General features: G+C 61.8%; 21 protein-coding genes. 13 read left to right on the forward strand and 8 right to left on the reverse strand.

Annotation, left to right across the window (positions count from 1 at the left end; all coding sequences use genetic code 11):
* Positions 1-219 precede the first annotated feature (219 nt).
* The 11 genes from CD58_RS12620 (at position 220) to CD58_RS12670 (ending at position 14,912) form a co-directional block, all read left to right on the forward strand.
* On the forward strand, positions 220-1,521 hold the full coding sequence (locus CD58_RS12620) for an MFS transporter (RefSeq protein WP_025213358.1): 1,302 nt from the start codon (positions 220-222) through the stop codon (positions 1,519-1,521).
* On the forward strand, positions 1,499-2,896 hold the full coding sequence (locus CD58_RS12625; RefSeq protein ID WP_025213359.1) for a NarK family nitrate/nitrite MFS transporter: 1,398 nt from the start codon (positions 1,499-1,501) through the stop codon (positions 2,894-2,896). The genes CD58_RS12620 and CD58_RS12625 overlap by 23 nt, the downstream gene beginning before the upstream one ends.
* A gap of 64 nt (positions 2,897-2,960) precedes the next feature.
* Positions 2,961-6,734 (forward strand): nitrate reductase subunit alpha, encoded by a 3,774-nt coding sequence (locus CD58_RS12630; RefSeq protein WP_025213360.1) that lies wholly within the window; start codon positions 2,961-2,963, stop codon positions 6,732-6,734.
* A 1-nt stretch (position 6,735) separates the two neighbouring features.
* Positions 6,736-8,274 (forward strand): nitrate reductase subunit beta, encoded by a 1,539-nt coding sequence (gene narH, locus CD58_RS12635; protein WP_025213361.1) that lies wholly within the window; start codon positions 6,736-6,738, stop codon positions 8,272-8,274.
* A 2-nt stretch (positions 8,275-8,276) separates the two neighbouring features.
* Positions 8,277-9,032, forward strand: a complete 756-nt coding sequence (narJ, locus tag CD58_RS12640) for a nitrate reductase molybdenum cofactor assembly chaperone (RefSeq protein ID WP_025213362.1) — start codon at positions 8,277-8,279, stop codon at positions 9,030-9,032.
* Positions 9,025-9,705, forward strand: a complete 681-nt coding sequence (narI, locus tag CD58_RS12645; RefSeq protein WP_025213363.1) for a respiratory nitrate reductase subunit gamma — start codon at positions 9,025-9,027, stop codon at positions 9,703-9,705. The genes narJ and narI overlap by 8 nt, the downstream gene beginning before the upstream one ends.
* 10 nt (positions 9,706-9,715) lie before the next feature.
* Positions 9,716-10,684, forward strand: coding sequence for a peptidylprolyl isomerase (locus CD58_RS12650; protein WP_025213364.1), 969 nt, complete (start codon positions 9,716-9,718; stop codon positions 10,682-10,684).
* Positions 10,685-10,709: 25 nt separating this feature from the next.
* Positions 10,710-11,702: a GTP 3',8-cyclase MoaA gene (gene moaA / locus CD58_RS12655; RefSeq protein WP_025213365.1), complete on the forward strand. Its 993-nt coding sequence runs from the start codon at positions 10,710-10,712 to the stop codon at positions 11,700-11,702.
* Between the two features lie 309 nt (positions 11,703-12,011).
* Positions 12,012-14,027, forward strand: a complete 2,016-nt coding sequence (locus CD58_RS12660) for a ribonucleoside triphosphate reductase (RefSeq protein ID WP_025213366.1) — start codon at positions 12,012-12,014, stop codon at positions 14,025-14,027.
* A 31-nt stretch (positions 14,028-14,058) separates the two neighbouring features.
* Complete coding sequence (gene nrdD / locus CD58_RS31610; protein WP_003182303.1) at positions 14,059-14,220, forward strand: anaerobic ribonucleoside-triphosphate reductase; 162 nt, start codon at positions 14,059-14,061, stop codon at positions 14,218-14,220.
* Positions 14,217-14,912 carry an anaerobic ribonucleoside-triphosphate reductase activating protein gene (locus CD58_RS12670; RefSeq protein WP_038436633.1) on the forward strand — a complete coding sequence of 232 codons (696 nt, stop codon included), beginning with the start codon at positions 14,217-14,219 and terminating at the stop codon, positions 14,910-14,912. The genes nrdD and CD58_RS12670 overlap by 4 nt, the downstream gene beginning before the upstream one ends.
* 181 nt (positions 14,913-15,093) lie before the next feature.
* Here the strand turns inward: CD58_RS12670 and CD58_RS12675 are convergent, their stop codons facing one another.
* Genes CD58_RS12675 through CD58_RS12690 form a run of 4 tightly spaced genes read right to left on the reverse strand, consistent with a single transcriptional unit; the run spans position 15,094 to position 18,221 of the window.
* Complete coding sequence (locus CD58_RS12675; RefSeq protein ID WP_025213368.1) at positions 15,094-16,461, reverse strand: 4Fe-4S binding protein; 1,368 nt, start codon at positions 16,459-16,461, stop codon at positions 15,094-15,096.
* On the reverse strand, positions 16,449-17,303 hold the full coding sequence (locus CD58_RS12680) for an FTR1 family iron permease (protein WP_025213369.1): 855 nt from the start codon (positions 17,301-17,303) through the stop codon (positions 16,449-16,451). Before CD58_RS12680 ends, CD58_RS12675 begins: the two co-directional genes overlap by 13 nt.
* Before the next feature lie 22 nt (positions 17,304-17,325).
* On the reverse strand, positions 17,326-17,688 hold the full coding sequence (locus tag CD58_RS12685) for a cupredoxin domain-containing protein (protein ID WP_025213370.1): 363 nt from the start codon (positions 17,686-17,688) through the stop codon (positions 17,326-17,328).
* Between the two features lie 2 nt (positions 17,689-17,690).
* Positions 17,691-18,221: an iron transporter gene (locus CD58_RS12690; RefSeq protein ID WP_025213371.1), complete on the reverse strand. Its 531-nt coding sequence runs from the start codon at positions 18,219-18,221 to the stop codon at positions 17,691-17,693.
* Positions 18,222-18,422: 201 nt separating this feature from the next.
* Between CD58_RS12690 and CD58_RS12695 the strand changes: the two genes are divergently transcribed.
* Positions 18,423-18,650, forward strand: coding sequence for a DUF3079 domain-containing protein (locus tag CD58_RS12695; protein WP_025213372.1), 228 nt, complete (start codon positions 18,423-18,425; stop codon positions 18,648-18,650).
* A 209-nt stretch (positions 18,651-18,859) separates the two neighbouring features.
* Here CD58_RS12695 and CD58_RS12700 read toward each other — a convergent pair whose 3' ends face one another.
* From CD58_RS12700 to CD58_RS12710, 3 genes are all read right to left on the reverse strand, one after another.
* The gene (locus CD58_RS12700; protein ID WP_025213373.1) at positions 18,860-20,599 is read right to left on the reverse strand and encodes a dipeptidase; all 1,740 of its coding nucleotides are present in this window, start codon (positions 20,597-20,599) and stop codon (positions 18,860-18,862) included.
* A gap of 303 nt (positions 20,600-20,902) precedes the next feature.
* Positions 20,903-22,903: a peptidase U32 family protein gene (locus CD58_RS12705; protein ID WP_025213374.1), complete on the reverse strand. Its 2,001-nt coding sequence runs from the start codon at positions 22,901-22,903 to the stop codon at positions 20,903-20,905.
* A gap of 118 nt (positions 22,904-23,021) precedes the next feature.
* A complete protein-coding gene (locus CD58_RS12710) occupies positions 23,022-24,590 on the reverse strand; it encodes a sensor domain-containing diguanylate cyclase (protein WP_025213375.1) in 1,569 nt (522 codons plus the stop codon).
* Positions 24,591-24,701: 111 nt separating this feature from the next.
* Between CD58_RS12710 and CD58_RS12715 the strand changes: the two genes are divergently transcribed.
* Positions 24,702-25,166, forward strand: coding sequence for a metallophosphoesterase family protein (locus tag CD58_RS12715; RefSeq protein ID WP_025213376.1), 465 nt, complete (start codon positions 24,702-24,704; stop codon positions 25,164-25,166).
* A gap of 121 nt (positions 25,167-25,287) precedes the next feature.
* Here CD58_RS12715 and CD58_RS12720 read toward each other — a convergent pair whose 3' ends face one another.
* Positions 25,288-26,376 (reverse strand): alkene reductase, encoded by a 1,089-nt coding sequence (locus CD58_RS12720; RefSeq protein ID WP_025213377.1) that lies wholly within the window; start codon positions 26,374-26,376, stop codon positions 25,288-25,290.
* Positions 26,377-26,383 lie beyond the last annotated feature (7 nt).

The following is a 26,383-nucleotide window of genomic DNA, read 5'->3' on the forward strand; positions in this document are numbered from 1 at the left end:
TCTAAAGAGTTGTCGGCCGCTCCGTTTCGATAAAAGCTTCGGCAGACTTGTTCAAGACATTGATAAACAAAGGGTTTCATCAGTATCTGAATCTACCTCCTTAGAGGTAGACGGGCCAAGCATAGGCCAGTACCCCCCCGGGGCACGTTGACCCAGGTCAAGTTTTTGCGGGGTACGCATCACTAGGCTGCGCTCATCGAACTGACGGAGTGCATCGTAATGCGAGCGCAAGTGCAACAAGGGCTGGTACTAGGGATGAGTACCTTGGCCTTCACCGTGTGCTTCATGGTCTGGATGATGTTTGCCGTGCTCGGCGTTCCGATCAAGGAACTGCTGGCCCTCAACGAGACCCAGTTCGGCCTGCTGGCCGCCACGCCGGTGCTGACCGGTTCGCTGGTGCGTTTGCCCCTGGGGCTTTTGACCGACCGCTTTGGCGGACGGATCGTGTTCTTCCTGCTGATGCTGGCCTGTGTGTTGCCGCTGTACCTGATCACCCTGGCCACTGCCTTCTGGCAGTTCCTGGTGCTGGGCCTGTTCGTCGGCCTGGCCGGCGGCTCGTTCTCGGTGGGCATCGCCTACGTTGCCAAATGGTTCGACAAACAGAACCAGGGTTTTGCCATGGGCGTCTTCGGCGCAGGCAACGCCGGCGCGGCGGTGACCAAGTTCCTCGCCCCGGCCCTGATCGCGTTCGGCTCCTGGCACCTGGTACCCAAAGTGTTCAGCGCCATCCTGTTTATCACCGCGCTGCTGTTCTGGTTTCTCACCAGTGAGAAAAAAGAACACAGCGGCACCGGTGGTGCCACGTTACGCGAGCAACTCCAAGCCCTGAAAGAACCGGCCGTGTGGCGCTACTGCCAGTACTACTCGATCGTGTTCGGCGGCTACGTGGCCCTGGCCTTGTGGATGACCAAGTACTACGTGCAGGAATACGGCTTCAGCCTGCAAAGCGCGGCGCTGCTGGCGGCCTGTTTCTCCCTGCCTGGCGGCGTGCTGCGGGCCGTCGGTGGCTGGATGTCTGACCGCTGGGGCGCCCAGAGCGTGACCTGGTGGGTGCTGTGGGTCAGCTGGATCTGCCTGTTCCTGCTGTCCTATCCCCAGACTCAACTGCAAGTACAGACCGTCAACGGCATCGTCGATTTCCACATCGGCCTCAACGCCACGCTGTTCACCGTGCTGCTGTTCGTGATGGGCATCGCCTTCGCGTTCGGCAAGGCTTCGGTCTTCAAGTACATCGCCAACGACTACCCGAAAAACATGGGCGCGGTATCCGGCATCGTCGGCCTTGCCGGCGGCCTGGGCGGGTTCGTGCTGCCGATCATGTTTGGCGCCCTGGTGGACCTCACCGGCGTGCGCTCGTCCTGCTTCATGTTGATGTACGGCGTGGTCTGGGTCTCCCTCACCTGGATGTACTTCAGCGAAATGCGCAAGCGCCCGCTGCTGGGTAAGCAGTCGCCGGCCAGCCAATCCCCGTTTTCCAGCATTGCCCAAGGAGAAGAACATGTCCGTTCTGCAAACGCCTGAAAAAGGCCCGGTCATTCATGACTGGCGTCCGGAAGACCCCGCGTTCTGGGGCAGCAGCGGCAAACTGACCGCCCGGCGCAACCTGTGGATCTCGATTCCTGCGCTGCTATTGGCCTTCGCGGTCTGGATGGTCTGGAGCACCGTGATCGTGCGCCTTAACGCCATCGGCTTCAGCTTCAGCACTGACCAGCTGTTCTGGCTGGCAGCCTTGCCGGGGCTGTCGGGTGCCACTTTGCGCATCTTCTACTCGTTCATGGTGCCGATCTTCGGCGGCCGGCGCTGGACCGCCCTGAGCACCGCCTCGTTGCTGGTGCCGGCGCTGTGGATGGGCTTCGCCGTGCAGGACTCGAGCACGCCCTACAACGTGTTCGTGCTCATCGCGTTGCTCTGCGGCTTTGGCGGCGGCAACTTCGCCTCGAGCATGTCCAACATCAGCTTCTTCTACCCCAAGTCTCAGCAGGGCACCGCCCTGGGCCTGAACGCCGGGCTGGGTAACCTGGGTGTGTCGGTGATGCAGTTCAGCGTGCCGCTGGTGATCTCTTTCGGCGTGTTCGGCTTCATGGGCGGCCAGCCACAGGTGCTGGCTGACGGCAGCTCGCTGTGGCTGCAGAACGCCGGCTTCATCTGGGTGCCGTTCATCCTGGCCGTGACCCTGATTGCCTGGTTCGGCATGAACGATCTGTCCAGCGCCCGGGCTTCGTTCAGCGAGCAGGCAGTGATTTTCAAGCGCAAGCACAACTGGCTGATGTGCTGGTTGTACCTGGCCACCTTCGGTTCGTTCATCGGTTTCTCCGCGGCGTTTCCACTGCTGATCAAAACCTCGTTCCCGGAAGTCATCGCGCTGAAATTCGCTTTCCTCGGCCCGCTGGTCGGTGCGCTCGTGCGGCCGTTGGGCGGTTGGCTGGCGGACAAGCTCGGTGGTGCGAAGGTCACCTTGTGGAACTTCGTGCTGATGATCGCGATGGTGTTCGGTGTTTTGCACTTCCTGCCCCAAGGCGGCCAGGGCGGCAACTTCTACGGCTTCCTGGGCATGTTCATGTTGCTGTTCATTACCACCGGCGTGGGCAACGGTTCGACCTTCCGCATGATCCCGGTGATCTTCCGCACCCTGCATGAAAAAGCCGCCCTGGGGAAAAAGCCCGAGCTGCGCGAGCAAGCGATCAAGGACGCGGGCAAGGAGTCCGCCGCGGTGCTGGGCTTCAGCTCGGCCATGGGCGCCTTCGGTGCGTTCTTCATTCCTAAATCATTCGGCACTTCGATGGCCCTTACCGGCGGCCCGGAGATGGCCTTCTACATGTTCGTCGGCTTCTACCTGAGCTGCATCGTGGTGACCTGGTGGTGGTATGCCCGCAAGGGCGCCGCGACACCTTGCTAAGCCGAACCTAAACCTGCGTGGGCGGGGCGAAGACCCCGCGGAGCAAGCCTGAGAGGAACACACTGTGAGTCATTTACTGGATCAACTGCGGTTTTTCAACCGCAAGCAAGGCGAGTTTTCCGATGGTCACGGCGAGACCCGCAAGGAGTCCCGCGACTGGGAGAACGTCTACCGTTCCCGCTGGCAGTACGACAAGATCGTGCGGTCCACCCATGGGGTGAACTGCACCGGTTCGTGCTCGTGGAAAATCTACGTCAAGAACGGCCTGATCACCTGGGAAACCCAGCAGACCGATTACCCGCGCACCCGTAACGATCTGCCCAACCACGAACCCCGCGGCTGCCCGCGTGGTGCCAGCTACAGCTGGTACATCTACAGCGCCAACCGGCTCAAGTACCCGAAGATCCGCAAGCCATTGCTCAAACTGTGGCGCGAAGCCCGGCAGACCTTGCCGCCGGTGGAAGCCTGGGCCAGCATCGTCGAGGACAAGGTCAAGGCCGACTCCTATAAAAGCAAGCGCGGCATGGGTGGCTTCATTCGTTCCAACTGGGAAGAAGTCAACGAGATCATTGCCGCCGCCAACGTCTACACCGTCAAGACGCACGGCCCGGACCGGGTGGTCGGCTTCTCGCCGATCCCGGCCATGTCGATGGTCAGCTATGCCGCCGGCTCGCGTTACCTGTCGCTGATCGGTGGCGTGTGCCTGAGCTTCTATGACTGGTACTGCGACTTGCCGCCTGCCTCGCCAATGGTGTGGGGCGAGCAGACCGACGTGCCGGAATCGGCCGACTGGTACAACTCCAACTACATCATTGCCTGGGGCTCCAACGTCCCGCAAACCCGTACCCCCGACGCCCACTTCTTCACCGAGGTGCGCTACAAGGGCACCAAGACCGTGGCGATCACCCCGGACTACTCGGAAGTCGCCAAGCTCACCGACCTGTGGCTCAACCCCAAGCAGGGCACCGACGCCGCGCTGGCCCAGGCCTTCAACCATGTGATCTTCAAAGAATTCCACCTGGACAAGCCCAGCGCCTATTTCACCGAATACGCCAAGCGCTACACCGACCTGCCGGTATTGGTCATGCTCAAGCCGATGCTCGGCGTGGCTCCAGGCTCAGGCTACCAGCCCGACCGCTTCCTGCGCGCCAGTGACCTGACCGACAACCTCGGCCAGGAGAACAACCCGGAATGGAAAACCATCGCCCTGGATGCCAGCGGCGAACTGGTTTCACCCCAAGGCTCCATCGGCTATCGCTGGGGCGAGAAGGGCAAGTGGAACATCCTTGCCCGTGAAGGGGGCGAGGGGCGAGAGATCGACCTCAAGCTGAGCCTGATCGGCGGCGACGTCGCTGAAGTGGCCTTCCCGTATTTTGCCGGCGAGGCCCAGGAGTACTTCCAGCACGTGGCCGGTGAAGCGGTGCAGTACCGTCGCGTGCCCGTGCACAGTGTGGTGCTGGCCGACGGCAGCGTGGCGAAAGTCGCTACGGTGTTCGACCTGTCGGCGGCCAACCTGGCGATCGACCGTGGCCTGGGTGGCGCCAACGTTGCCAAGGATTACGACGACGCCTCGGTGCCCGGTACGCCGGCCTGGCAGGAGCAAATCACTGGTGTGAGCCGCGAGAAGGCGATCCAGATCGCCCGCGAGTTCGCCGACAACGCCGACAAGACCCGTGGACGCTCGATGATCATCGTCGGTGCGGCGATGAACCACTGGTACCACATGGACATGAACTACCGCGGGCTGATCAACATGCTCATGCTCTGCGGTTGCGTCGGCCAGACCGGCGGCGGTTGGGCTCACTATGTGGGCCAGGAAAAACTCCGTCCGCAATGCGGCTGGCTGCCCCTGGCCTTTGGCCTGGACTGGAACCGTCCGCCACGGCAGATGAACGGCACCAGCTTCTTCTACGGCCACAGTTCGCAATGGCGCCACGAGAAAATGAGCATGCACGACGTGCTCTCGCCCCTGGCCGACAAATCGCAGTTCCCCGAGCACGCCCTGGACTACAACATCCGCGCCGAACGGGCCGGCTGGTTGCCGAGCGCGCCGCAACTCAACACCAACCCTCTGCACATTTGCCGCGATGCCGCCGCCGCGGGCCTGGAGCCCAAGGACTACGTGGTCAAGTCGCTGCAGGACGGTTCCCTGCGCTTTGCCTGCGAGCAACCCGACAGCCCGGTGAACTTCCCGCGCAACATGTTCATCTGGCGCTCCAACCTGCTGGGCTCCTCGGGCAAGGGCCACGAGTACATGCTCAAGTACCTGTTGGGCACCAAGAACGGCGTGATGAACGAAGACATCGGCCATAGCACCGAGTGCAAGCCCACCGAAGCCGAATGGGTCGACGAAGGCGCCATCGGCAAGCTCGACCTGGTGACCACCCTGGACTTCCGCATGTCCTCGACCTGCGTGTATTCCGACATCGTCTTGCCGACCGCGACCTGGTACGAAAAAGACGACATGAACACCTCGGACATGCACCCGTTCATCCACCCACTGTCGGCCGCCATCGATCCGGCCTGGGAGTCGCGTTCGGACTGGGAAATCTACAAAGGCATCGCCAAGGCGTTTTCCGCCATGTCGGTCGGCCACCTGGGCGTCGAGAAAGACCTGGTCACCGTGCCGTTGATGCATGACAGCGTCGGCGAGCTGGCCCAACCCTTTGGCGGCACCGACTGGAAAAGCGCCGGTGTGGCGCCGGTACCGGGCAAGAACGCACCGAACCTGCACGTGGTGGAGCGCGACTACCCGAACATCTACAAGCAGTTCACCTCCCTGGGCCCAATGCTCGAGAAGCTCGGCAATGGCGGCAAGGGCATCAACTGGAACACCGAGACTGAAGTGAAATTCCTCGGCGAACTGAACCACAAGGAAGTCGAGGCCGGCATCAGCCAAGGGCGGCCAAAGATCGACAGCGCCATCGACGCTGCCGAAGTGATCCTGTCCCTGGCCCCGGAAACCAACGGCCATGTCGCGGTGAAAGCCTGGGCGGCGCTGTCGGAGTTCACTGGCATCGACCACAGCCACCTGGCCGTCTCGAAGGAGCACGAGGCGATTCGCTTCCGCGACATCCAGGCCCAGCCGCGCAAGATCATTTCCAGCCCGACCTGGTCTGGCCTGGAAGACGATCACGTCAGCTACAACGCCGGCTACACCAACGTTCACGAGGCGATTCCATGGCGCACCATCACCGGTCGCCAGCAGTTCTACCAGGATCACCCGTGGATGCAGGCGTTCGGTGAACAACTGATGAGTTACCGGCCACCGGTCAACACTCGCACCATCGAAGGCGTGAAGGGCAAGCGCAGCAATGGCGAGACCGAGATCGTCCTGAACTGGATCACCCCGCACCAGAAGTGGGGCATCCACAGCACCTACAGCGACAACCTGCTGATGCTCACCTTGAGCCGTGGCGGACCGATTGTCTGGCTTTCGGAAATCGACGCCAAGCGCGCCGGTATCGAGGACAACGATTGGATCGAGTGCTTCAACGTCAACGGCGCGCTGACCGCCCGGGCGGTGGTCAGCCAGCGGGTCAAGGAAGGCATGGTGATGATGTACCACGCTCAGGAACGGATCGTGAACGTACCCGGTTCCGAAACCACCAAGACCCGTGGCGGCCACCACAACTCGGTGACCCGCGTGGTGCTCAAGCCCACCCACATGATCGGTGGCTACGCCCAGCAGGCCTACGGTTTCAACTATTACGGCACGGTCGGTTGCAACCGCGACGAGTTCGTCGTGGTACGCAAAATGTCCAAGGTCGATTGGCTCGACGGTTCCAGTGGCGATGATCTGCCGCGTCCACTGCCGACTGATATCGAGGAGAACTGAGATGAAAATTCGCTCACAAATCGGCATGGTCCTGAACCTGGACAAATGCATCGGCTGCCACACTTGCTCGATCACCTGCAAGAACGTCTGGACCAGCCGCGAAGGCATGGAATACGCCTGGTTCAACAACGTTGAGTCCAAGCCAGGCATCGGCTACCCCAAGGAATGGGAAAACCAGGACAAGTGGAAGGGCGGCTGGATCCGCAACGCTGACGGTTCGATCAATCCGCGCATTGGTGGCAAGTTCCGTGTGCTGGCGAACATCTTCGCCAACCCGGACCTGCCGAGCCTGGACGATTACTACGAACCGTTCGACTTCGACTACCAGCACTTGCACACCGCGCCACTGGGCGAGCATCAACCCACCGCGCGACCGCGTTCGCTGGTGTCTGGCAAGCGCATGCAGAAAATCGAATGGGGCCCGAACTGGGAGGAAATCCTCGGTACCGAATTCGCCAAGCGGCGCAAGGACAAGAACTTCGACAAGATCCAGGCGGACATCTACGGCGAGTACGAAAACACCTTCATGATGTACCTGCCGCGCCTGTGCGAGCACTGCCTGAACCCGGCGTGCGCGGCATCGTGCCCGAGCGGCGCGATCTACAAGCGCGAAGAGGACGGCATCGTCCTGATCGACCAGGAGAAGTGCCGCGGCTGGCGCATGTGCATCAGTGGCTGCCCGTACAAGAAGATCTATTTCAACTGGAAGAGCGGCAAGTCGGAAAAATGCATTTTCTGCTACCCGCGTATCGAAGCCGGGATGCCGACTGTTTGCGCTGAAACCTGCGTGGGCCGGATCCGTTACCTCGGTGTGCTGTTGTATGACGCCGACCGTATCAGCGAAGTGGCAAGCACCGCCAATGAGCAGGACCTGTACGAGAAACAACTGGAGATTTTCCTCGACCCGAACGACCCGGCGGTGATTCGCCAGGCCCTGGCCGATGGCGTGCCGCAGTCGGTGATCGACTCGGCGCAACGCTCGCCGGTCTACAAAATGGCCGTGGATTGGAAACTCGCGCTGCCGCTGCACCCGGAATACCGCACCTTGCCAATGGTCTGGTATGTACCGCCACTGTCGCCGATCCAGAACGCGGCCGCCGCCGGTACCGTGGGCATGAACGGGGTGATCCCGGATGTCGACAGCCTGCGCATTCCGCTGCGTTACCTGGCCAACATGCTCACCGCCGGTGATGAAAAACCGGTCAAGCGCGCCCTCAAGCGTTTGCTGGCGATGCGCGCCTACAAGCGTTCCGAGCAGGTCGACGGCGTGCAGGACCTGCAAGTGCTGGCCGACGTCGGCCTGAGCGTGAACCAGGTGGAAGAGATGTACCGCTACCTGGCCATCGCCAACTACGAAGACCGTTTCGTGGTACCGAGTGCCCACCGCGAAGACGCCATGAGCGACGCGTTCGCCGAACGCTCCGGTTGTGGTTTCAGTTTCGGCAGCGGTTGCAGCGGCAGTTCCGACACCAACATGTTCGGTGGCAAAAAGGCCAATCGCCGCGACGTGATCAAAACCGTGCAGTTGTGGGAGGAATGAACATGCGCATTCTCAAGGTGATTTCGTTGCTGCTCGATTATCCGACCGAGACCCTGGTGGCCGGTCGCGACGAGCTGGAGCAGGCCATTGCGCAAGCACGGGAAATCAGTCCCCAGCAGCGCGCCGGGCTGTTCGAATTGCTGGAGGTGATCTGCGGCAAGGACTTGATGGACGGCCAGGAGCACTACGGTGCGCTGTTTGGCCGGGGCCGTTCGCTGTCACTGCTGCTGTTCGAACATGTCCACGGCGAGTCCCGCGACCGGGGCCAGGCCATGGTGGACATGATGGCCCAGTACGAAGAGGCCGGTTTCGCCATCGGCGTTAAAGAGTTGCCTGACTACATCCCGCTGTACCTGGAGTTTCTCTCCACCCGCGAAGACATCGAGGCCCGCGAGGGCCTGGCGGATGTGGCGCACCTGCTGGCCTTGCTCGCGGCGCGCCTGGACGAGCGTGAAAGCGTCTACGCCAGTTGCTTCCGGGCCTTGTTGCAAATCGCCGGGGCCGAACCCCAGGTGGCGGTGGCCGAGTTGCGTGAGCAAGTGAAGGCCGAGCCACGGGACGACTCCCTCGAAGCCCTGGACAAGATCTGGGAAGAAGAGCAGGTGGATTTCATGAAGGCCGAACAACAGGACCGTTGCAGTTCACTGCCCAGCGCGCCAGGCAAGGCGCGGGACGAAAGTGCGGTGCCGTTGCACTGGGTGGATTTTCAGCATGAAGGGTTGGCCGCAGCGCCGGCCGGGGAGGTGGGTAATGTCTAAATGGGATCTGTTGTTGTTCGGGGTCTACCCCTATGTCGCCTTGGCGATCTGCCTGATCGGCAGCTGGGCGCGGTTCGACCTGTCCCAGTACACCTGGAAGGCCGGTTCCAGCCAGATGCTGAGCAATCGCGGCATGCGCGTGGCGAGCAACCTGTTCCACGTCGGTGTGCTGTTCGTGTTGGCCGGGCACTTCGTCGGCCTGCTGACGCCGTCGGCGATCTACCACCATGTGCTGAGCACTGAGAACAAGCAGCTGCTGGCGATGGTCTCCGGTGGTTTCTTCGGCGTGCTGGGTCTGATCGGCCTGGTGATGCTGCTCAACCGCCGCCTGACCGACCCACGGGTCCGCGCCACGTCCAGTGCCTCGGACATCCTGGTGCTGGTGGTACTGCTGGTGCAACTGGTGCTGGGGTTGATGACCATCGTGGCGTCTACCGCGCACATGGACGGCTCGGTGATGGTGATGCTGGCCGACTGGGCCCAGAACACCGTGTTGTTGCGTCCGGTGGAAGCGGCCACGTCGATGGCGCCGGTGGGCTTGGTCTACAAGCTCCACGTGGTGCTGGGCCTGACCTTGTTCGTGTTGTTCCCGTTCACTCGTCTGGTGCACATCGTCAGTGCGCCGGTCTGGTACCTGGGACGTCGTTATCAAATCGTTCGGCAGAAGTTCTGAGGAGAAGATCATGGCGAGTGGATGCGGATGTGGCGGTAGTGGTGGCGGTAGCGGCGGTTGTGGTTCTTCGGCAAAAGCGGCACCGGAAATGGCGCCGGTTGCCGAGACCAAACCAGTCGGGGCGGTGCAGTTCGAGCCGGCCCAGGCCGGGCCGGTGGTGGAAGATGAAGCGCCAGAGTTGATTGCCAGCAGTGAGCAGGAGTGGCCGATCATCAGCGTCAACGGGGTGTCGATCACCCCCCAGGCGATGGCCCAGGAGCTGCAATACCACCCGGCGCAAAGCCGCGAGGATGCGGTCTACCAGGCGGCACGGGCCTTGGTGATTCGGGAATTGCTCCAACAACGCATCGCCGAGCTGGGCCTGGCGTTGCAGGTTGGCGCCGGGGAAAACGAAGAAGAGGCGGCCACGCGGTTGCTGCTCGAGCGTGAGGTGCAGGTGCCGCAATGTGACGAGGCCACTTGCGTGCGTTACTACGAGAACAATCGGGCGCGCTTCCATAGCGCACCGTTGTTGGCGGTGCGGCACATCCTGCTCGAATGTGCGCCGGACGATGCCCAGGCCCGCGGCGAGGCTTACGATCAGGCGCAAATCCTGCTGGAACGGCTGGACCAGTTTCCGGGTAGCTTCGCTGAGCTGGCACTGTTGCATTCGGCATGTCCGTCCAAGGCACAGGGCGGTTCGCTGGGGCAAATCAGCAAGGGCCAGACCGTACCTGAGCTCGAGCGCCAGCTGTTCACGCTGCCGGCGGGCCTGGCCAGCAAACCACTGGAGAGTCGTTACGGCTGGCACGTGATCAGCATCGACCAGCGCATCGAAGGTCAGGCGTTGCCTTACGAAGCGGTGGCCACGGCGATTCGTACCCAGTTGCAGCAGGGCGTCTGGCAAAAAGCGCTGGTGCAGTACCTGCAAACCCTGATCGGTGCGGCGGACGTCCGTGGCATTCATCTTCAGGGCGCCGACTCGCCGCTGGTGCAGTGAGCGCTGGCTCAACCAGGAGATTTCCATGAATGCGGTGTTGCAGGACGGGTTTGGGCGCCAGATCGATTATTTGCGGATGTCGGTGACCGATCGTTGTGATTTTCGTTGTGTGTATTGCATGGCGAAAAACATGACCTTCCTGCCGCGTCAGCAAGTATTGACTCTGGAAGAGTTGCAGCGCCTGGCGCGGCTGTTTGTCGGCCTGGGGGTGAAGAAAATCCGCCTGACCGGTGGCGAGCCACTGATCCGTCCGGGCATCGTCGGGTTGTGTCGCGAGATCGCGGCGCTGCCCGGCCTCCGAGAACTGGTGATGACCAGCAACGGCTCGCAGTTGGGGCGACTGGCCCAGCCGCTGGTCGAGGCCGGGGTCAAGCGCATGAACATCAGCCTCGACAGCCTGGACGGGGAGCGTTTTCGGGCAATCACCCGTAACGGCAACCTCGATCAGGTGCTGGCCGGGATTGAAGCGGCGAAGGTCGCCGGGTTCGAGCGGGTCAAGTTGAACTGCGTGGTGATGAAAGGGCGCAACTTCGATGAGGTCCCGGCGTTGGTGCAGTACGCCATCGACCAACGCATCGACATCAGTTTTATCGAAGAAATGCCGTTGGGGGAGGTGGGGCGTTCCAGGGGCGAGTCGTTCTGTTCCAGCGATGAGGTGCGGGCTGTGATCGCTAGCCATCACCGGCTGCTCGACAGTACCGAGAACAGTGGTGGGCCAGCGCGCTATGTGCGCCTGGAGCGTCATCCAGATACCCGGATCGGTTTCATTTCGCCCAATTCCCACAACTTCTGCGCCAGTTGCAACCGTGTGCGCATGACGGTCGAGGGGCGCTTGTTGTTGTGCCTGGGGCAGGAGGATTCTCTCGATCTGCGTGGCTTGTTGCGGCGTTATCCGTTGGATGATCAGCCGGTTATCCAGGCGGTGCAGCAGGCGTTGCGCGGGAAACCTTTGCGCCATGATTTCAATCCTGGTGGGGAGGTGCAGATCGTGCGGTTCATGAACATGAGTGGGGGTTAAGCGCTGACGCGGACCCCGTGGCGAGGGAGCTTGCTCCCGCTGGGGTGCGCAGCGCCCCCAAAACCTGACGCCGCGGTGTGCCTGATAAGTTGAATTTGGCTGCATTGGGTCTGCTGCGCAGCCCAGCGGGAGCAAGCTCCCTCGCCACAGGGGATATTCGGCGCCTCGAAAAATCATCTCCGACGTTGCTTGCCGGTCACTCCAGATTCTTGATATCGATCAATTGCAACTCGCCAGTTTGGCCGTACTCTCCACTGCATATTGTGTTTATTCAAATCAAAAAGCCTATATGTAGTGTCTGGAGCCAAAATGCAGAGTACGTTGATCGCTGTGGGCTGTAACCGCTTGCACAAGCGCGATGGCAGTGTGGTCGCCTTTGACGCGGACAAGATCCGCCAGGCGCTGATCGCCGCCGGCAAGGCCACCGGTGAGTACGCCGAAGCCGAGGCCGAAGGATTGCTGGAGGCGGTGCTGGACCGGTTGGAAGGGCAGAATCGCTTGAACGTCGAGCAGATCCAGGACCGTGTCGAGCGCGTTCTGATGGACGCCGGGTATTTCCTGTCCATGCGCGCCTACATCGTCTACCGCGAACAACACGGACGCCTGCGCCGGGACCGCCGGACCCTGGTGGAGGTCGCCACCTCGATGAACGAATACCTGGACCGCGAAGATTGGCGTGTTCAGGCCAATGCCAACCAGGGTTATTCCCTCGGTGGCCTGATCTTGAACGTATCGGGCAAGGTCACCGCCAACTATTGGCTCGACGAGGTCTACAGCCAGGCCATCGGCCAGGCGCATCGGGAGGCCGACTTGCATGTCCATGACCTGGACATGCTCGCCGGCTACTGTGCCGGCTGGTCGTTGCGCACGCTGTTGCACGAAGGCCTCAACGGCGTACCTGGGCGGGTCGAGGCCGGGCCGCCCAAGCACTTGAGCAGCGCCCTGGGGCAGATGGTGAATTTCCTCGGCACCCTGCAAAACGAATGGGCCGGGGCCCAGGCGTTCAGCTCGTTCGACACGTACCTGGCGCCCTATGTGCGCAAGGATAACCTCAGCTATGGCGAGGTTCGCCAGTCGTTGCAGGAGTTCATCTATAACCTCAATGTTCCGTCGCGCTGGGGCACGCAAACCCCCTTCACTAACCTCACCTTCGACTGGGTCTGCCCAGAGGATCTGCGCGAACAGATCCCGGTGATCGGCGGCGAAGAGATGCCGTTCGCCTACGGTGATCTGCAAGTGGAAATGGAGCTGATCAACCGCGCCTACATCGAAGTGATGCAGGCCGGCGATGCGAAAGGGCGGGTGTTCACCTTCCCGATCCCGACCTACAACATCACCCATGATTTCCCGTGGGACAGCGAGAACGCCGACCGGTTGTTCGAAATGACCGCCCGTTATGGCCTGCCGTATTTCCAGAACTTCCTCAACTCGGACATGCAGCCCAATCAGGTGCGGTCGATGTGCTGTCGCCTGCAACTGGACGTACGCGAACTGCTCAAGCGCGGCGGCGGTTTGTTCGGCTCGGCGGAGCAGACCGGGTCCCTGGGCGTGGTGACGATCAACTGCGCGCGCCTGGGTTACTTGTACAAAGGCGACACCAGCGCGTTGCTGCAACGCCTCGATGCCCTGATGGAGCTGGCGATGGAGAGCCTGGAGGTCAAGCGCAAGGTCATCCAGCATCACATGGATGCTGGTTTGTACCCTTACACCAAGCGCTACCTGGGCACCCTGCGCAATCACTTCTCCACCATCGGCTTGAATGGCCTGCATGAAATGCTGCGCAATTTCACCGATGACCAGCAAGGCACGCACACCGAGCAGGGCCGGGCATTCGCCTTGAAACTGCTGGATCACGTGCGGGCGACGCTGCTGCGTTTCCAGGAAGAAACCGGCCACCTCTACAACCTGGAAGCCACGCCTGCCGAAGGCACCACTTACCGCTTCGCCAAGGAAGACCTCAAGCGCTATCCCGATATCTTGCAGGCCGGCAGCCCGGTCGCTCCGTACTACACCAACTCTTCGCAACTGCCGGTGGGGTTCACCGACGACCCGTTCGAAGCCCTGGAGTTGCAGGATGAACTGCAATGCAAATACACCGGCGGCACCGTGTTGCACCTGTACATGGCCGAGCAGATTTCCTCGACCCAGGCATGCAAGCAACTGGTGCGCAAGGCCCTGGGACGTTTCCGCCTGCCGTACCTGACCATCACGCCGACCTTTTCCATCTGCCCAGTGCACGGCTACCTGGCTGGCGAACACGAGTTTTGCCCGAAATGCGACGAGGCCTTGCTGCTGCAACAGCAGTTGGCAGGCAGCGTTCACTGATCCGATCCATCGACCGCAAGGAGCTTCACCCATGAATGCATCACAAAGCCTTCCACAAGCACAGCGTCAACGTTGCGAAGTCTGGACCCGCGTGATGGGTTATCACCGTCCGGTGGCCGCCTTCAACCCGGGCAAACAGTCCGAGCATCGCGAACGGGTGCACTTCACCGAAAGCGCGGCCGGGCGTCCATGAGTCGAGTGCTACGGGTCGGGGGCATGGTGCCCCTGACCACCCTCGACTATCCGGGCCAACTGGCGTGCGTATTGTTTTGCCAGGGATGCGCCTGGCGGTGTCGTTATTGCCACAACCCGCAACTGATCCCGCCGCGCGGCAGCGAGGAGGTGGATTGGTGCCGGGTCCTGGCGTTCCTGCAACGCCGTCAGGACTTGCTCGACGCCGTGGTCTTCAGCGGTGGCGAACCGACCTTGCAGGACGGCCTGGCGCCGGCCATGGAGGAGGTACGGCAGATGGGGTTTCGCATCGGCCTGCACAGCGCCGGCATCAAGCCGGCGGCCTTCGCCAAAGTGGTCGGCCTGGCCGACTGGGTCGGCTTCGACATCAAGGCCTTGCCTGAAGATGCCCTGGACGTGACCCGGGTCGAAGGCAGCGGCGCTGCCAACTGGCGCAGCCTCGACCATCTGCTGGCCAGCGGCGTGGATTATGAATGTCGTACCACCGTGCACTGGCATCTGTTCAACCCCGAACGCCTGTTGACCCTGGCCCGGCGCTTGAGCGAGCGGGGCGTCACCCGGTTTGCCGTGCAACTGGTGCGCACCGAACGGATGCTCGATCCGCATCTTTCCAGCGTGTCGGCGCATGGGTTGCAGCCGGAGCTGTGGGCCACGATGCGTGAGTTGTTTCCTTCGTTTGTGTTGCGTAGTTGAGGGATCGCAGGTTTGAGTGACTGCTCGCCAAACCCCTGTGGGAGCGAGCTTGCTCGCGATAGCGGTGGGTCAGCTGCAGTGATGTTGGCTGTGCCGACGTCATCGCGAGCAAGCTCGCTCCCACAAGGGATTTGTGCTGAACCCAGATGTTGTGAGCACCCGCTCCCACAGGGTTTGCATGTCACCACCCCCAAAACTGCAACCACCACCCATAACCCACCCAACCGCTGGCCACTATCAAGCAGGCCATGGCAGCCAGTCGCTGAACGGGCGATGCCGCCATCTGCCCCAGGCGCTTCCAACCCAGCCACAGGCTCCAGGCCATCGCCGCCACCAACAGCCCGGCCCGAGCCGGCTGCACCCATTCCAGCAATAGCCCTTCATAGCGCAGCAACTTGACGGTGGTGGCCGACAGGCCGAGGAACAGTCCCGCACCGCCAAGGGGCGTCAGGGTGATGGCTAGGGGCAGATATTCTGCGGGATTGCCCGCGAGTCGTGCCGCCAGGCGCATCAGCAGCATCAGCGAAGTCCCCACCAACAGGGCACTCATGCCCAAATAGGCGACGATGCAAAAGCCATCGAGCCAGCTGAAGCTGTCATTGAGTTGCGGATAGTGCGTCAGCACCCACCAGGGCGCGTTGTCTTGCAACGGCCAGAACAGGTCGTGCGCCACCAGCCATTGGGCCAGTGCCTGCTTCAGGGCGATGAACCAGGGGCTGACGGTCCATTGAAAGGCCCCCATGGCCAGGCCAATGACGCCGAACAACAGTAGGCGCACATCCCAGGACGAGAGCGTGGTTGGCGTTGACTGAAGGATTTCCTGGTTACTGGAGCGGGCGATCAGGCGCACCGCATCGCGCTGGCCGCTGCAGCGACCACAGGCGTGGCAATCGGCGGCGCCGCGCATTCGGCGGATGTCCAGCAAAGGCGCGCAGTTAGGCGCGGGGCGGCGCGGCGCAGGGTTTTCCAGCCAACGTTGTTCGTCTACTTGAAAGTGCACCGGCGCCAGGCGGGCGAGCAGGGCGAAGACCCCGCTGACCGGACACAGGTAACGGCACCAGACCCGTTTGCCGCGGGCGAACAGCAGGCCAACGATCACCGCCGCGACGGTCGAGCCACCCAGGATCAGCAGCGCCGCCAGGGCATAGTCGTAGACGCTGATGAGTTGGCCATAAATCGTCGTCAGGCAGAACGCCAGGGTCGGCCAACCGGCCCAGCGCACGCTTCTTGGCACACCCAGGCCCTTGCCGTAGCGACTGGCCCATTCACTCAGGGCGCCTTCGGGGCACAGCACGCCACACCAGAGTCGACCGAACAACACGATCGAGAGCAACACGAACGGCCACCACAGGCCCCAGAACAGGAACTGCGCCAGCAGCGTGAGGTTGTCGAACAGGTGCGCCTGACTGCTAGGCAATGGCAACAGGGCGGGCACCACCAGCAACACTGCGTAGAACAGCACCACCGCCCATTGCACGGCACGAATGGTTGCGCCGTGACGCCGCATGCCGTCGCCCAGGCGCTGGAGCCAGGGGTTCAGGTGGGGCATGGCAGGTTTTCCGCCTTGCGTGGCCGCAGCCATCCTGCGACGGTCAGCCAATAGCCTATCCACACCAGCAGCGTCATCGCACTGGGGCTGGCGCGATACCCGGCGAAATCGGCGAGGAAGCCGCCCAAGCCATGGCCGTCGTCCAATATCGCACTGCTGTTCCACAGCGCATCGCCAAGGCCGCGATACACCGGCTCGGGCCAATCCATTGCGAGCAGTTGCCCGCCGACCCGCTCGATGCCGCTGACCAGCAACGCCGCGCCCAACAGCAGCAGGATCGCTTCGCTGATGGCGAAGAAACGCGGCCATGAGATGAACCGCCGACTGCCGTGCAGCAAGGATACGGTCAACAGCGCCGCCGCCAGGCCAGCGATCGCACCCACGGCGAACAGGCTCAGTGCCGGCCCTTGCAAGCGAGCGCCGGCGCCATACAGGAAGACCACGGTTTCACTGCCTTCGCGGCTGACCGCCAGCAATGCCAGCACCATCAGGCCCAGGCCACCCTGGCGGCTCAGGCGCTGGTCGGCTTGGCGCGACAGGTCCTGCTTCAGTGTCCTCGCGTTGCGGTGCATCCAGCCGACCATTTGCACGATCAACAGACTCGCGATCAGCGCCAACGAAGCCTGGAACCATTCATTGGCGCTACCGCTCATGGCTTCGCCGGCCAGCAGGATCAAACCCGCCAGCACGCCCGACAATAGCAAGCCCAGCAGTGCGCCGCTCCAGATGTAGCGCAGCAGCTGGCTGGCCTGTGGCTGGCGGCTGACCCAGGCCTGGAGAATGCCAATCACCAACAACGCCTCGACGCTTTCGCGCCAGACAATAAACATCGATTGAGTCATGCAAACGCCTCCTGCTGGACGATTACTGGGCGAGGATGCCGCCCTCGGGCAGTTGCGGATTGAATTCATCGAAGAACGGATAGTGCCCAGGCTGCAGCGGGTGAATCACGACAAAGGTAGTGACACCAGGCGACAGCACTTTTTCGACCCGCAGGGGCGTGCTTTCGAATTCCGCAGGGCCTTCACCGATATTCTTCAGCACGATCTTGAAACGCTGGCCGGCCGGGACCTCCAACAGCGGCGGGATGAAATGCCCGTCGCGCATGCTCAGTTCATAAGTCGGCAGCTGGGCATGGGCGATGGAAGGCAAGATCAAACCGGCCAACATCCACCAGGCCAGGCGTCGATGGCGCGTGACAGGCCGTGCGCAGGTTGGACGATTCATCCTCAGTACCCGCCTTTTTTACCGATCCCGGCGTAGACGAATTCGTAATGCAGTTCGCAGCGCTCGAACCAGGGGGCCACGCCGGTTTCCTTGTCGGTGTGACGACCGAGGGAGCCGTGGCCGCCAGGTGGCAGGACGGTGAAGGTCAGTTGGTATTTGCCGGGGCCGAGCAGCTTCACGTTGTCGCCATAGTGCGGCCCGTCATTGGCGACCATGGCATGGAAGTCGCCCTTGAGCTCGGTGTCGTTACCCTGTTTCTTCAGTTGGAAGGACACGTTGAGGTAGGGCACGAAGCTGCCTTCCTGGAAGCCCTGCTTGTTGTCCGCCGTGGCGCGGATATCGGCCTCCAGGTGGACGTCGGAATCGGCCGTGGCTCTCATCATGCCGGCCGGGGCCATTTCAATCGGTTGCAAATACACCGCGCCGACTTCCAGCCCTGGGCACAGTTGCGGTTCGCCGATGGGGTATTCCTTGGCCTGGGCAAGTGGTGTGAGCAACAGTAGGGCGAGGGACAGAGGGGCAAGCGTGCGCATGATGACTTCCTGGACGACTAAGAGATGGCCGAGTCTAGGAGGCTTTGCTGCGAATAATAATGATTCTTGTCAATTTTTAGCGTGAATTTTCGAGCATGAACGGCAGCTCATTCAGCCACGGCTGTTCTTGATCGGGATCAAGGGTTGTTGCGCCCCGACGCGGTAGTGTACGGGCACACCCATTTGTTATACGGGGTCGTCATGGCAAAGCCCTTTCCCATCAGTCCCAAACATCCCGAGCGCATTTGCTGGGGGTGTGACCGTTACTGTCCGACCAATGCCTTGGCCTGCGGGAATGGTGCCGATCGAACGATGCACCCGGCCGAGATGATTGGGGACGATTGGTACTTGCATGGGGATTGGGGGCTGGAGCTGGTCGACATTACCGCCAAGGTCATCGATCCCAGCGCCACTCACCCGAAGGAATGAAGCAACCCTGTGGTGAGGGGACCCCTGTGGCGAGGGAGCTTGCTCCCGCTCGGGTGCGCAGCGCCCGCAAAATCTTGGGGTCGCTGCGCAACCCAGCGGGAGCAAGCTCCCTCGCCACAGGAATCAAGCTAGCCTCAGGGACCAGCAGGCCTCAGGGACTTGCAGCCTCAAGACAAGCAAGCCTCAAGTGAACGACATGGCTCGGACCATCACAACTTCGGCAACTGCCCAATCCGCCCCATCATCTCGGTCACGATCTGCAGGTCCAGCAGGAACTGCTCGACCGTCTTGAACTCGTTGTCGTTATGACCGGTGTACTTGACGTCGGGCATGGCCAGGCCGAACTGCACGCCATTGGGCAAGTCATGGACCGAGGTGGCGCCGGCGGAGGTGCCGTACTTGTGTTCCATGCCCAGGTTTTCGGTGGACACGGCCAAAAGTGCTTTGACCCATTCGCCCTCGGGGTTGCGATACATCGGCTCATCGATGGAGTAATCGAAGGCCACGGCGACGTGGGATTTCTTGCTCCAGGCGGCCAATTTATCGGCAATGTCAGTCTTGAGCGCTTCCGTGGATTTGCCGACCGGCACTCGCAGATTGACCGCAAGCTTGAAGGTCTTTTCATCCATCCCGACATAGGTCAGGGAGGCGGTCAGCGGGCCCATGAAGGCATCGGAAAAGCCAATCCCCAATTGTTTGCCCAGATAGTCCAGGCCCCAGTTCTCGGCGGCGTAACGGGCGGCGTCGGTGATGTGGTTGTGCTTGAGTTCGACCTTGCCGTCGAGGCCGTTGATAAAGTCCAGCATCCTCGCCACCGGGTTGACGCCTGACTCGGGCTCGGAGGAGTGCGCAGAAACACCGGTGAAGGTCAGTTGCACATCCTTGCCGACGACCTTGGAGGCCACTTCGAAATTGCCGCCATTGCGCTTGGCGTACTCCGTACCGGCTTGCAGCAGGCTGGCGGCCAGTTCGGCGGGCTTGTCGCTGGTGAAGGTGGCAACCGACGTCGACGGAATCTGGTTGGTGGCCAGGCCGCCGGTCAGTGCGGTGATTTCGGCGCCCTGACCCTGGGCGTCACGTCGGGTAAAGTTCGCCATGACGGTGCCGTAGCCTTTCTCGGCAATCACCACGGGGTAGCCGCCATCCAGCGCCAGGTTGTAGTTGGGCGTCGGGTTGCGTTCGAAATAATAGGGGATCGCGTCGCCGGTGGTTTCCTCGGTGGTGTCCACCAGCAGCTTGAAACTCCTAGCCAGTGGCAGCTTCTCTTCCTTGATGATCTTCATGGCGTAGAGCGCCACCACGATGCCGTTCTTATCGTCCTCGGTACCACGGCCGTACATGCGATCACCCACCAGGGTGACCTTGAACGGATCGAGCCGGGTGCCGTCTTTCAATACCCAGTTTTCCGGCGTCACCGGCACCACGTCGGCATGGGCATGAATGCCCACGACTTCGTCGCCGCGGCCTTCGAGGGAAATCTCATAGACCCGGTTATCGATGTTGCGGAAGTTCAGGTGGAAAGACTCGGCCAGGCTTTTGATCTTGTCGGCGATCTTGAGGAATTCCGGGTTCTCGTGCTGGGCAACGCCGTCCTTGCGAAAGGTCGGGATGGCCACAAGCTCCTTCAGCGTCTCGGTGGCCGCTTTGCCGTATTTCACTCGGGCGTAGAGGCCCAGCAGGCGATGGATTTCGTTCTGCTGTTCAGCCGCAAGGGTTTTGTTGTCGAGGAAGGCGCTGATGGCGGGGCCGAGGTTGGCGGTTTTCGCCAGGTCACTCTTGGCCACGCTTGCCAGGAAATGCCGGAAATCCGTGACCGAGGTGTCGGAGAAGGTTTTGACGATGGCCGCACTCTGTTGCGCGGTGATATTGGCGTTGGCCGACATCGCGAATGACGACAGGCTGGACAGTACGAGGGTGGCAACGGCAAGACGCTTGAACGGGAAGTTCATGGTGGCAGGCATTCCTTTGCAGGGAAGAAGTGTCGTTTGATGAAACAATCACTTACAACCTAACACCATGAACGCGCGGCGGGGGAGCCCTTGAACAGAATTTGTCGCCCGGAAAAGCGAAAACGGCGCAGAAATGAAAAATGGCGGTGGGATACTTCGGCCATTCCTCCACCGCAGATCCACTGTGGGAGCGGGCTTGCTCGCGAAGGCGGTGTGACAGTCGACATCAATGTAACTGACCCACCGCCTTCGCGAGCAAGCCCGCTCCCACAGGGATCTGCGCGGGTAGCAGGCCTTGCGGGCTCAGTGCGGCGCGCGAGGAATTGTCTTGAGCAGGTCTTCAGGGCTGATGTACCCGACAACCGGCTCGGCCTTGCTGCCCGGCAGCGGCAGGTCAAGGATGTGGCCCTTGATCTTGCCCACTACGTGCATCTCGCAAGGTTTGCAGTCGAACTTCAACGTCAGCACTTCATCACCGTGGATCAGCTGCATCGGAGCGACTTTGGTGCGCACCCCAGTGACGCCCTTCGCCTGTTTGGGGCAGAGGTTGAACGAGAAGCGCAGGCAGTGCTTGGTGATCATCACCGGTACTTCGCCGGTTTCTTCGTGGGCCTCGAAGGCTGCATCGATCAGCTTGACGCCGTGGCGGTGATAGAAATCCCGGGCCTTCTGGTTGTACACGTTGGCGAGGAACGACAGGTGCGACTCCGGGTACACCGGCGGCGGGTTGGTCTCGGCCTTGCGGCCACCGCGAGGGTGAGCGGCGATTCGGGCGGCAGTCAGGGCTTCGATGACTTCACGACGCAACGCCTTGAGCTGCGAATTGGGAATGAAGTACGCCTGGGGAGCGTCGAGCTGGGTCGATGTGGCGTGGTACTCGGTGGTGCCCAATTGTCCGAGCAAGTCTTGTAACTGTTCCAAGGCTTGTTCCGGCTTGTTCGCCAGCCCGAACGGCCCGTCCAGGGTGACGCTGGCGCTGACGCCTTCCTCACTGGTGGCGGTCAGTTCCAGGCGCTCTTCGCGCAGGCGTGCGCTCCAGGCCAGGCCCACGCGGCGCTCCGAAGAGGTCTTGAGCAGCGCTTGCTGCCAGTTGTGGTCCAGGTTGCGGCTCAATGGATGATTGGGGCGCAATTGGTACATGCCGGCCGGCATCTCATTGGGCTCGACGCGGTAGCGGTAACGCTTCTGGCCGTCCTCTTCGAATTCGCCCTTGGGCTCGGCGATGTTGGCCCGAAAACCGACCACTTCACGCTTGACCAGCACGTTGAGGCCGTCACCGTTGGACAGCGGGTCAAAGGTCACCACTTGCATGTCGCGCTTGCCGACTTTTTCCACCACGCCCACCGGCACACCGGTGAAGGTCGGCGAATCGAAGGCGCCGATGTCGATCTTGCGATCACTGACGAAGTAATCGGTGCTGCCGCGGTGGAAGGTCTTGTCCGGGTCGGGTACGAAGAAATTTGCGGTGCGGCCGCTGGAAGCACGAGCCAGGTCCGGGCGGTCTTCGAGGACATCGTCCAGGCGCTGGCGGTAATAGGCGGTGATGTTCTTCACATAGCCCATGTCCTTGTAGCGGCCTTCGATCTTGAACGAACGCACGCCGGCTTCCACCAGGGCGCGGATGTTGGCGCTCTGGTTGTTGTCCTTCATCGACAGCAGGTGCTTTTCATAGGCAACCACCCGGCCCTGGTCGTCCTTGAGGGTGTAGGGCAGGCGACAGGCCTGGGAGCAATCGCCACGGTTGGCGCTGCGGCCATTCTGGGCGTGGGAGATGTTGCACTGGCCGGAAAACGCCACGCACAGCGCACCGTGGATAAAGAACTCGATGGCCGCCTCGGTCTCGTCGGCGATGGCGCGGATTTCCTGCAGGTTCAACTCACGGGCCAATACCAGTTGCGAGAAACCGGCCTGGTCGAGGAACTTCGCCCGGGCCAGGGTACGAATGTCGGTCTGGGTGCTGGCGTGCAGCTCGATGGGCGGGATGTCCAGCTCCATCACCCCCAGGTCCTGGACGATCAACGCATCGACACCGGCATCGTACAGCTGGTGGATCAACTGGCGGGCCGGTTCCAGTTCGTTGTCGTGCAGGATGGTGTTGATCGTGGTGAACACCCGGGCGTGGTAACGATGGGCGAACTCCACCAGCCGGGCGATATCGGCCACTTCGTTGCAGGCATTGTGGCGCGCGCCGAAACTCGGGCCACCGATGTATACGGCGTCGGCGCCATGCAGGATGGCCTCGCGGGCGATGGTCACGTCGCGGGCGGGGCTGAGCAATTCCAGGTGATGTTTGGGCAAGGACATTTATTTTTAGTCAGGCTGGTCACGGTCGAAGTGCGCATTGTAGCCGCCAGGCGCGTGGCCGGCACCTGCGGACTTGGGTTTACGCGATGTGGACCGATGCGCGGCGCTCCCGCAGGGTTCACCCCGGCGTCGAGTCGGCGCTGCACCAGCGGTTTCGCCCGGTGTTCTTGGCCAGGTACAAGAAGGCATCGGCGGCCCTGATCAGCATGGCCGGGGTGACGTCCTCGTCGCTCGGCTGGCAGGTGGTGACGCCCGCGCTGATGGTCACGATGCCCAAGGGATGGTCGCCATGTTCAATGTTCAAGGCCCTGACCGCTTCGAGAATTTGCTGCGCGACCTTGGTGGCGCCGGCGCTGTCGGTGTTTGGCAGCAGCACAGTGAACTCTTCACCGCCGTAGCGGACCGCCAGGTCGCCCGGCCGTTTGATGGTCTGCCCGAGCGCGGCTGCAATCGCCCGCAGGCAATCGTCCCCGGCGGCATGGCCGTATCTGTCGTTGAAACGCTTGAAATAATCGACGTCGAGCATGATCAGGGCCAGGGACGAACCCTGGCGCCTGGCCAGGCGGATCTCATCGGCCAGGGCGATGTCCAGCCGCCTGCGGTTGCCCAGCCCGGTCAGGCTATCGGTCAGCGCCATGTCGCGCATGGCCTGGTGGGCGCTGCGAATCTGCTTCTCCATGGCCATGCGGTAGCGCAGTTGGCTCAACACGATGAGCCCGAAGCCCACCAGGATCGCGATCAGGAAAATCAGCACCAGACCGGTCTTGAACAGGTCGCGGCGCCAGGGCGCGATGATCGATTCGCGGGACAAGCCGGTTTCCACCACCAGCGGGTAAGTGGTCAGGGCCCGGTAGCCGTACAGGCGCTCGGTGTCGTCGACGACGGCCTTGGCTTCGGCAACTCCTTGGTTGGATGTCGGTAAATGTTCCCTGAAAATCACGCTGTTGACGAGACTCTTGCCAATCACCGAAGCGACGAGGGGACGTCGGACCAGGATCGTTCCGCTGCGCTTGGCCAGGACCAGCGCGCCTTTGTCATCGATTTTGAAGTCGCCGTAGTAGTCGACGAAATAGCTGACCTTCACGGTCCCCAGCAATACGCCGGCAAACGAGCCATCGGGGTTGTTCAGGCGGCGGGAAATGGGAATGATCAGGTCGTTGGTGGAACGGCTCTTGACGACGTCGCCGATGCGCACGCCTTGATCCTCGTGGGTGCGGTGGTATTGGAAGTAGTCGCGGTCGGCGTTGTTCGCCATTTCCGGGATCGTCTCCTTGTCCGTCACCAGCCATTGGCCGTCCGGGCCATAGATAAACAACCCGTGCAGTTGCGGCATGATGGCGGCCTGCTGCACCAATAGCTTATGGATGCGCGGGATGTCCATGTTCTGCAGGCCATCGCCCTCTACCCGTTCGGCGAGGGCGGCGGTGACCACATCCACTTGTCGAATGGTATCTTCAGCGTGCTGGGCCGTTGCCCGCGCCAGGTTCGTCACGGAGTCCCGGGCAGATGCAAAAGCGGCGCGGTAGTCGCGCCACGTCCGCCAGCCTTCGACGGCCAGGAAGGCGACAATCACCACCAGCATGAAGCTCACGGTGAGCCGCAACGCCGCTCCGGCCCGGGCCGCCTGGGGAGTAAAGGCCTCATCAGAGCTTTCAATCTTTGGCTCTGGCCGTTTGCGTCCGAGCATCAACATTTCCTTCTACGACGGGTCCGCGCATGATTGATGCGAAGCCTATCTTATTCGATTTCAGCACGTTAGCTAAGCTTGTCTGAATCAATGTGGCGAAGGAGCTCGCTTATGAAAGTTGGTGTCATCTCCGATACCCATGGTCTGCTCCGCCCTGAAGCGATTGCGGCGTTGGCGGGATGTGAGCGGATCATTCATGCCGGTGACATCGGCAACGCGGGGATCCTGGAGCAACTGGCAGCCATCGCGCCGCTGCACGTGGTGCGGGGCAATAACGACCGGGGGGCGGATTGGGCCGAGGATCTTGCCGACCGTTTGCAGTTCGATCTCTGCGGGTGGCCGGTTTTGCTGGTGCATGACATCGCCGATGTGCCGGCCTCGCTCGATCCAGGCGTGAAGCTGGTGATTACCGGCCACTCCCACAAGCCGAGCATCGAATGGCGCGGCGAACGGCTCTACCTCAACCCCGGCAGCGCCGGCCGGCGGCGTTTCAAGCTGCCGGTGACGTTGGCGTTGGTTGAGGTTGAGGTTGAGGCCGGCGCGATGGAGCCGCGGATTGTTCAGTTAGTGGAATGACCGCTATCGCGAGCAAGCTCGCTCCCACAGGGGATCGGTGTCGAGCACAAATTTCGGGCCCGCTGCGGATCCAGTGTGGGAGCGAGCTTGCTGGCGATGACGGCGGTACATCCCTCGGCCCTTACCGCCCCACTTGAGCCTCGACCAGGGTTGGATAATCCGTATAGCCGCGTTCTTCGCCCTGATAGAACGTAGCCGCGTCAGGCGCGTTCAACGCCTGCCCTTGTTTGAAACGCTCCACCAGGTCCGGGTTGGCCAGGAATGGCGTTCCGAACGCGACCAGGTCCGCGTCGCCGCGGCTGATGGCTGTGGCCGCGCGTTCGGCGCTGTAGCCGCCATTGGCAATGTAAGACCCACCGAAACGGCGTTTGAGTTCCAGGAAGTCGAACGCGCCTTCACCCAGCTCCACAATGTGCAGGTAGGCCAGGCCATAACGGCTGAGCATCCTGGCGGTGTGGTCGAAAGTCGCCTGCGGGTTGCTGTCGCTCATCGAGAAATAACTGAAGATCGGCGACAGGCGAACACCCACACGGCTGGCACCAAAGACTTCAATCACCGACTCGACCACGTCCTTGAGAAAGCGCGCGCGGTTTTCGATCGAGCCACCGTAGGCATCGGTACGTTGGTTGGTGCCGTCGCGCAGGAACTGATCGATCAGGTAGCCGTTGGCGCCATGAATCTCCACGCCGTCGAAGCCGGCCAGTTTCGCGTTGACGGCGGCCTGGCGAAAATCGGCAACCACACCGGGGATTTCTTCGAGGCCCAACGCTCTTGGCAGTTCATAAGGCTTGAGGCCTTCAGGGGTGTAGATCTCGCCGTCGGCCTTGATTGCCGAAGGGGCTACGGGTTGGGCGCCGTTGACTTGCACCAACGGATGGGAGAGCCGGCCCACGTGCCACAGCTGCAGGAACATCTGCCCGCCTTCGGCGTGAACTGCGTCGGTCACGTGTTTCCAGCCGGCGATTTGTTCGGGGGTAAAAATCCCCGGCGTTCTCAGGTAACCCTTGCCCTGGGCCGAAACCTGGGAGCCTTCGCTGACGATCAGACCAGCGCTGGCCCGCTGGCTGTAGTACTCGGCCATGAGGGGGGTGGCGACGTCACCGGTGCCTGCACGGCTGCGGGTCATGGGGGCCATGACCATGCGGTTTTTCAGGGACAGCTTGCCGACGTGGGCGCGGGACAGCAGAAGATCGAGACCGATGTTGCTCATGATTCAC

The organism is Pseudomonas brassicacearum (genome assembly GCF_000585995.1).
Lineage (GTDB): Bacteria > Pseudomonadota > Gammaproteobacteria > Pseudomonadales > Pseudomonadaceae > Aquipseudomonas > Aquipseudomonas brassicacearum_A.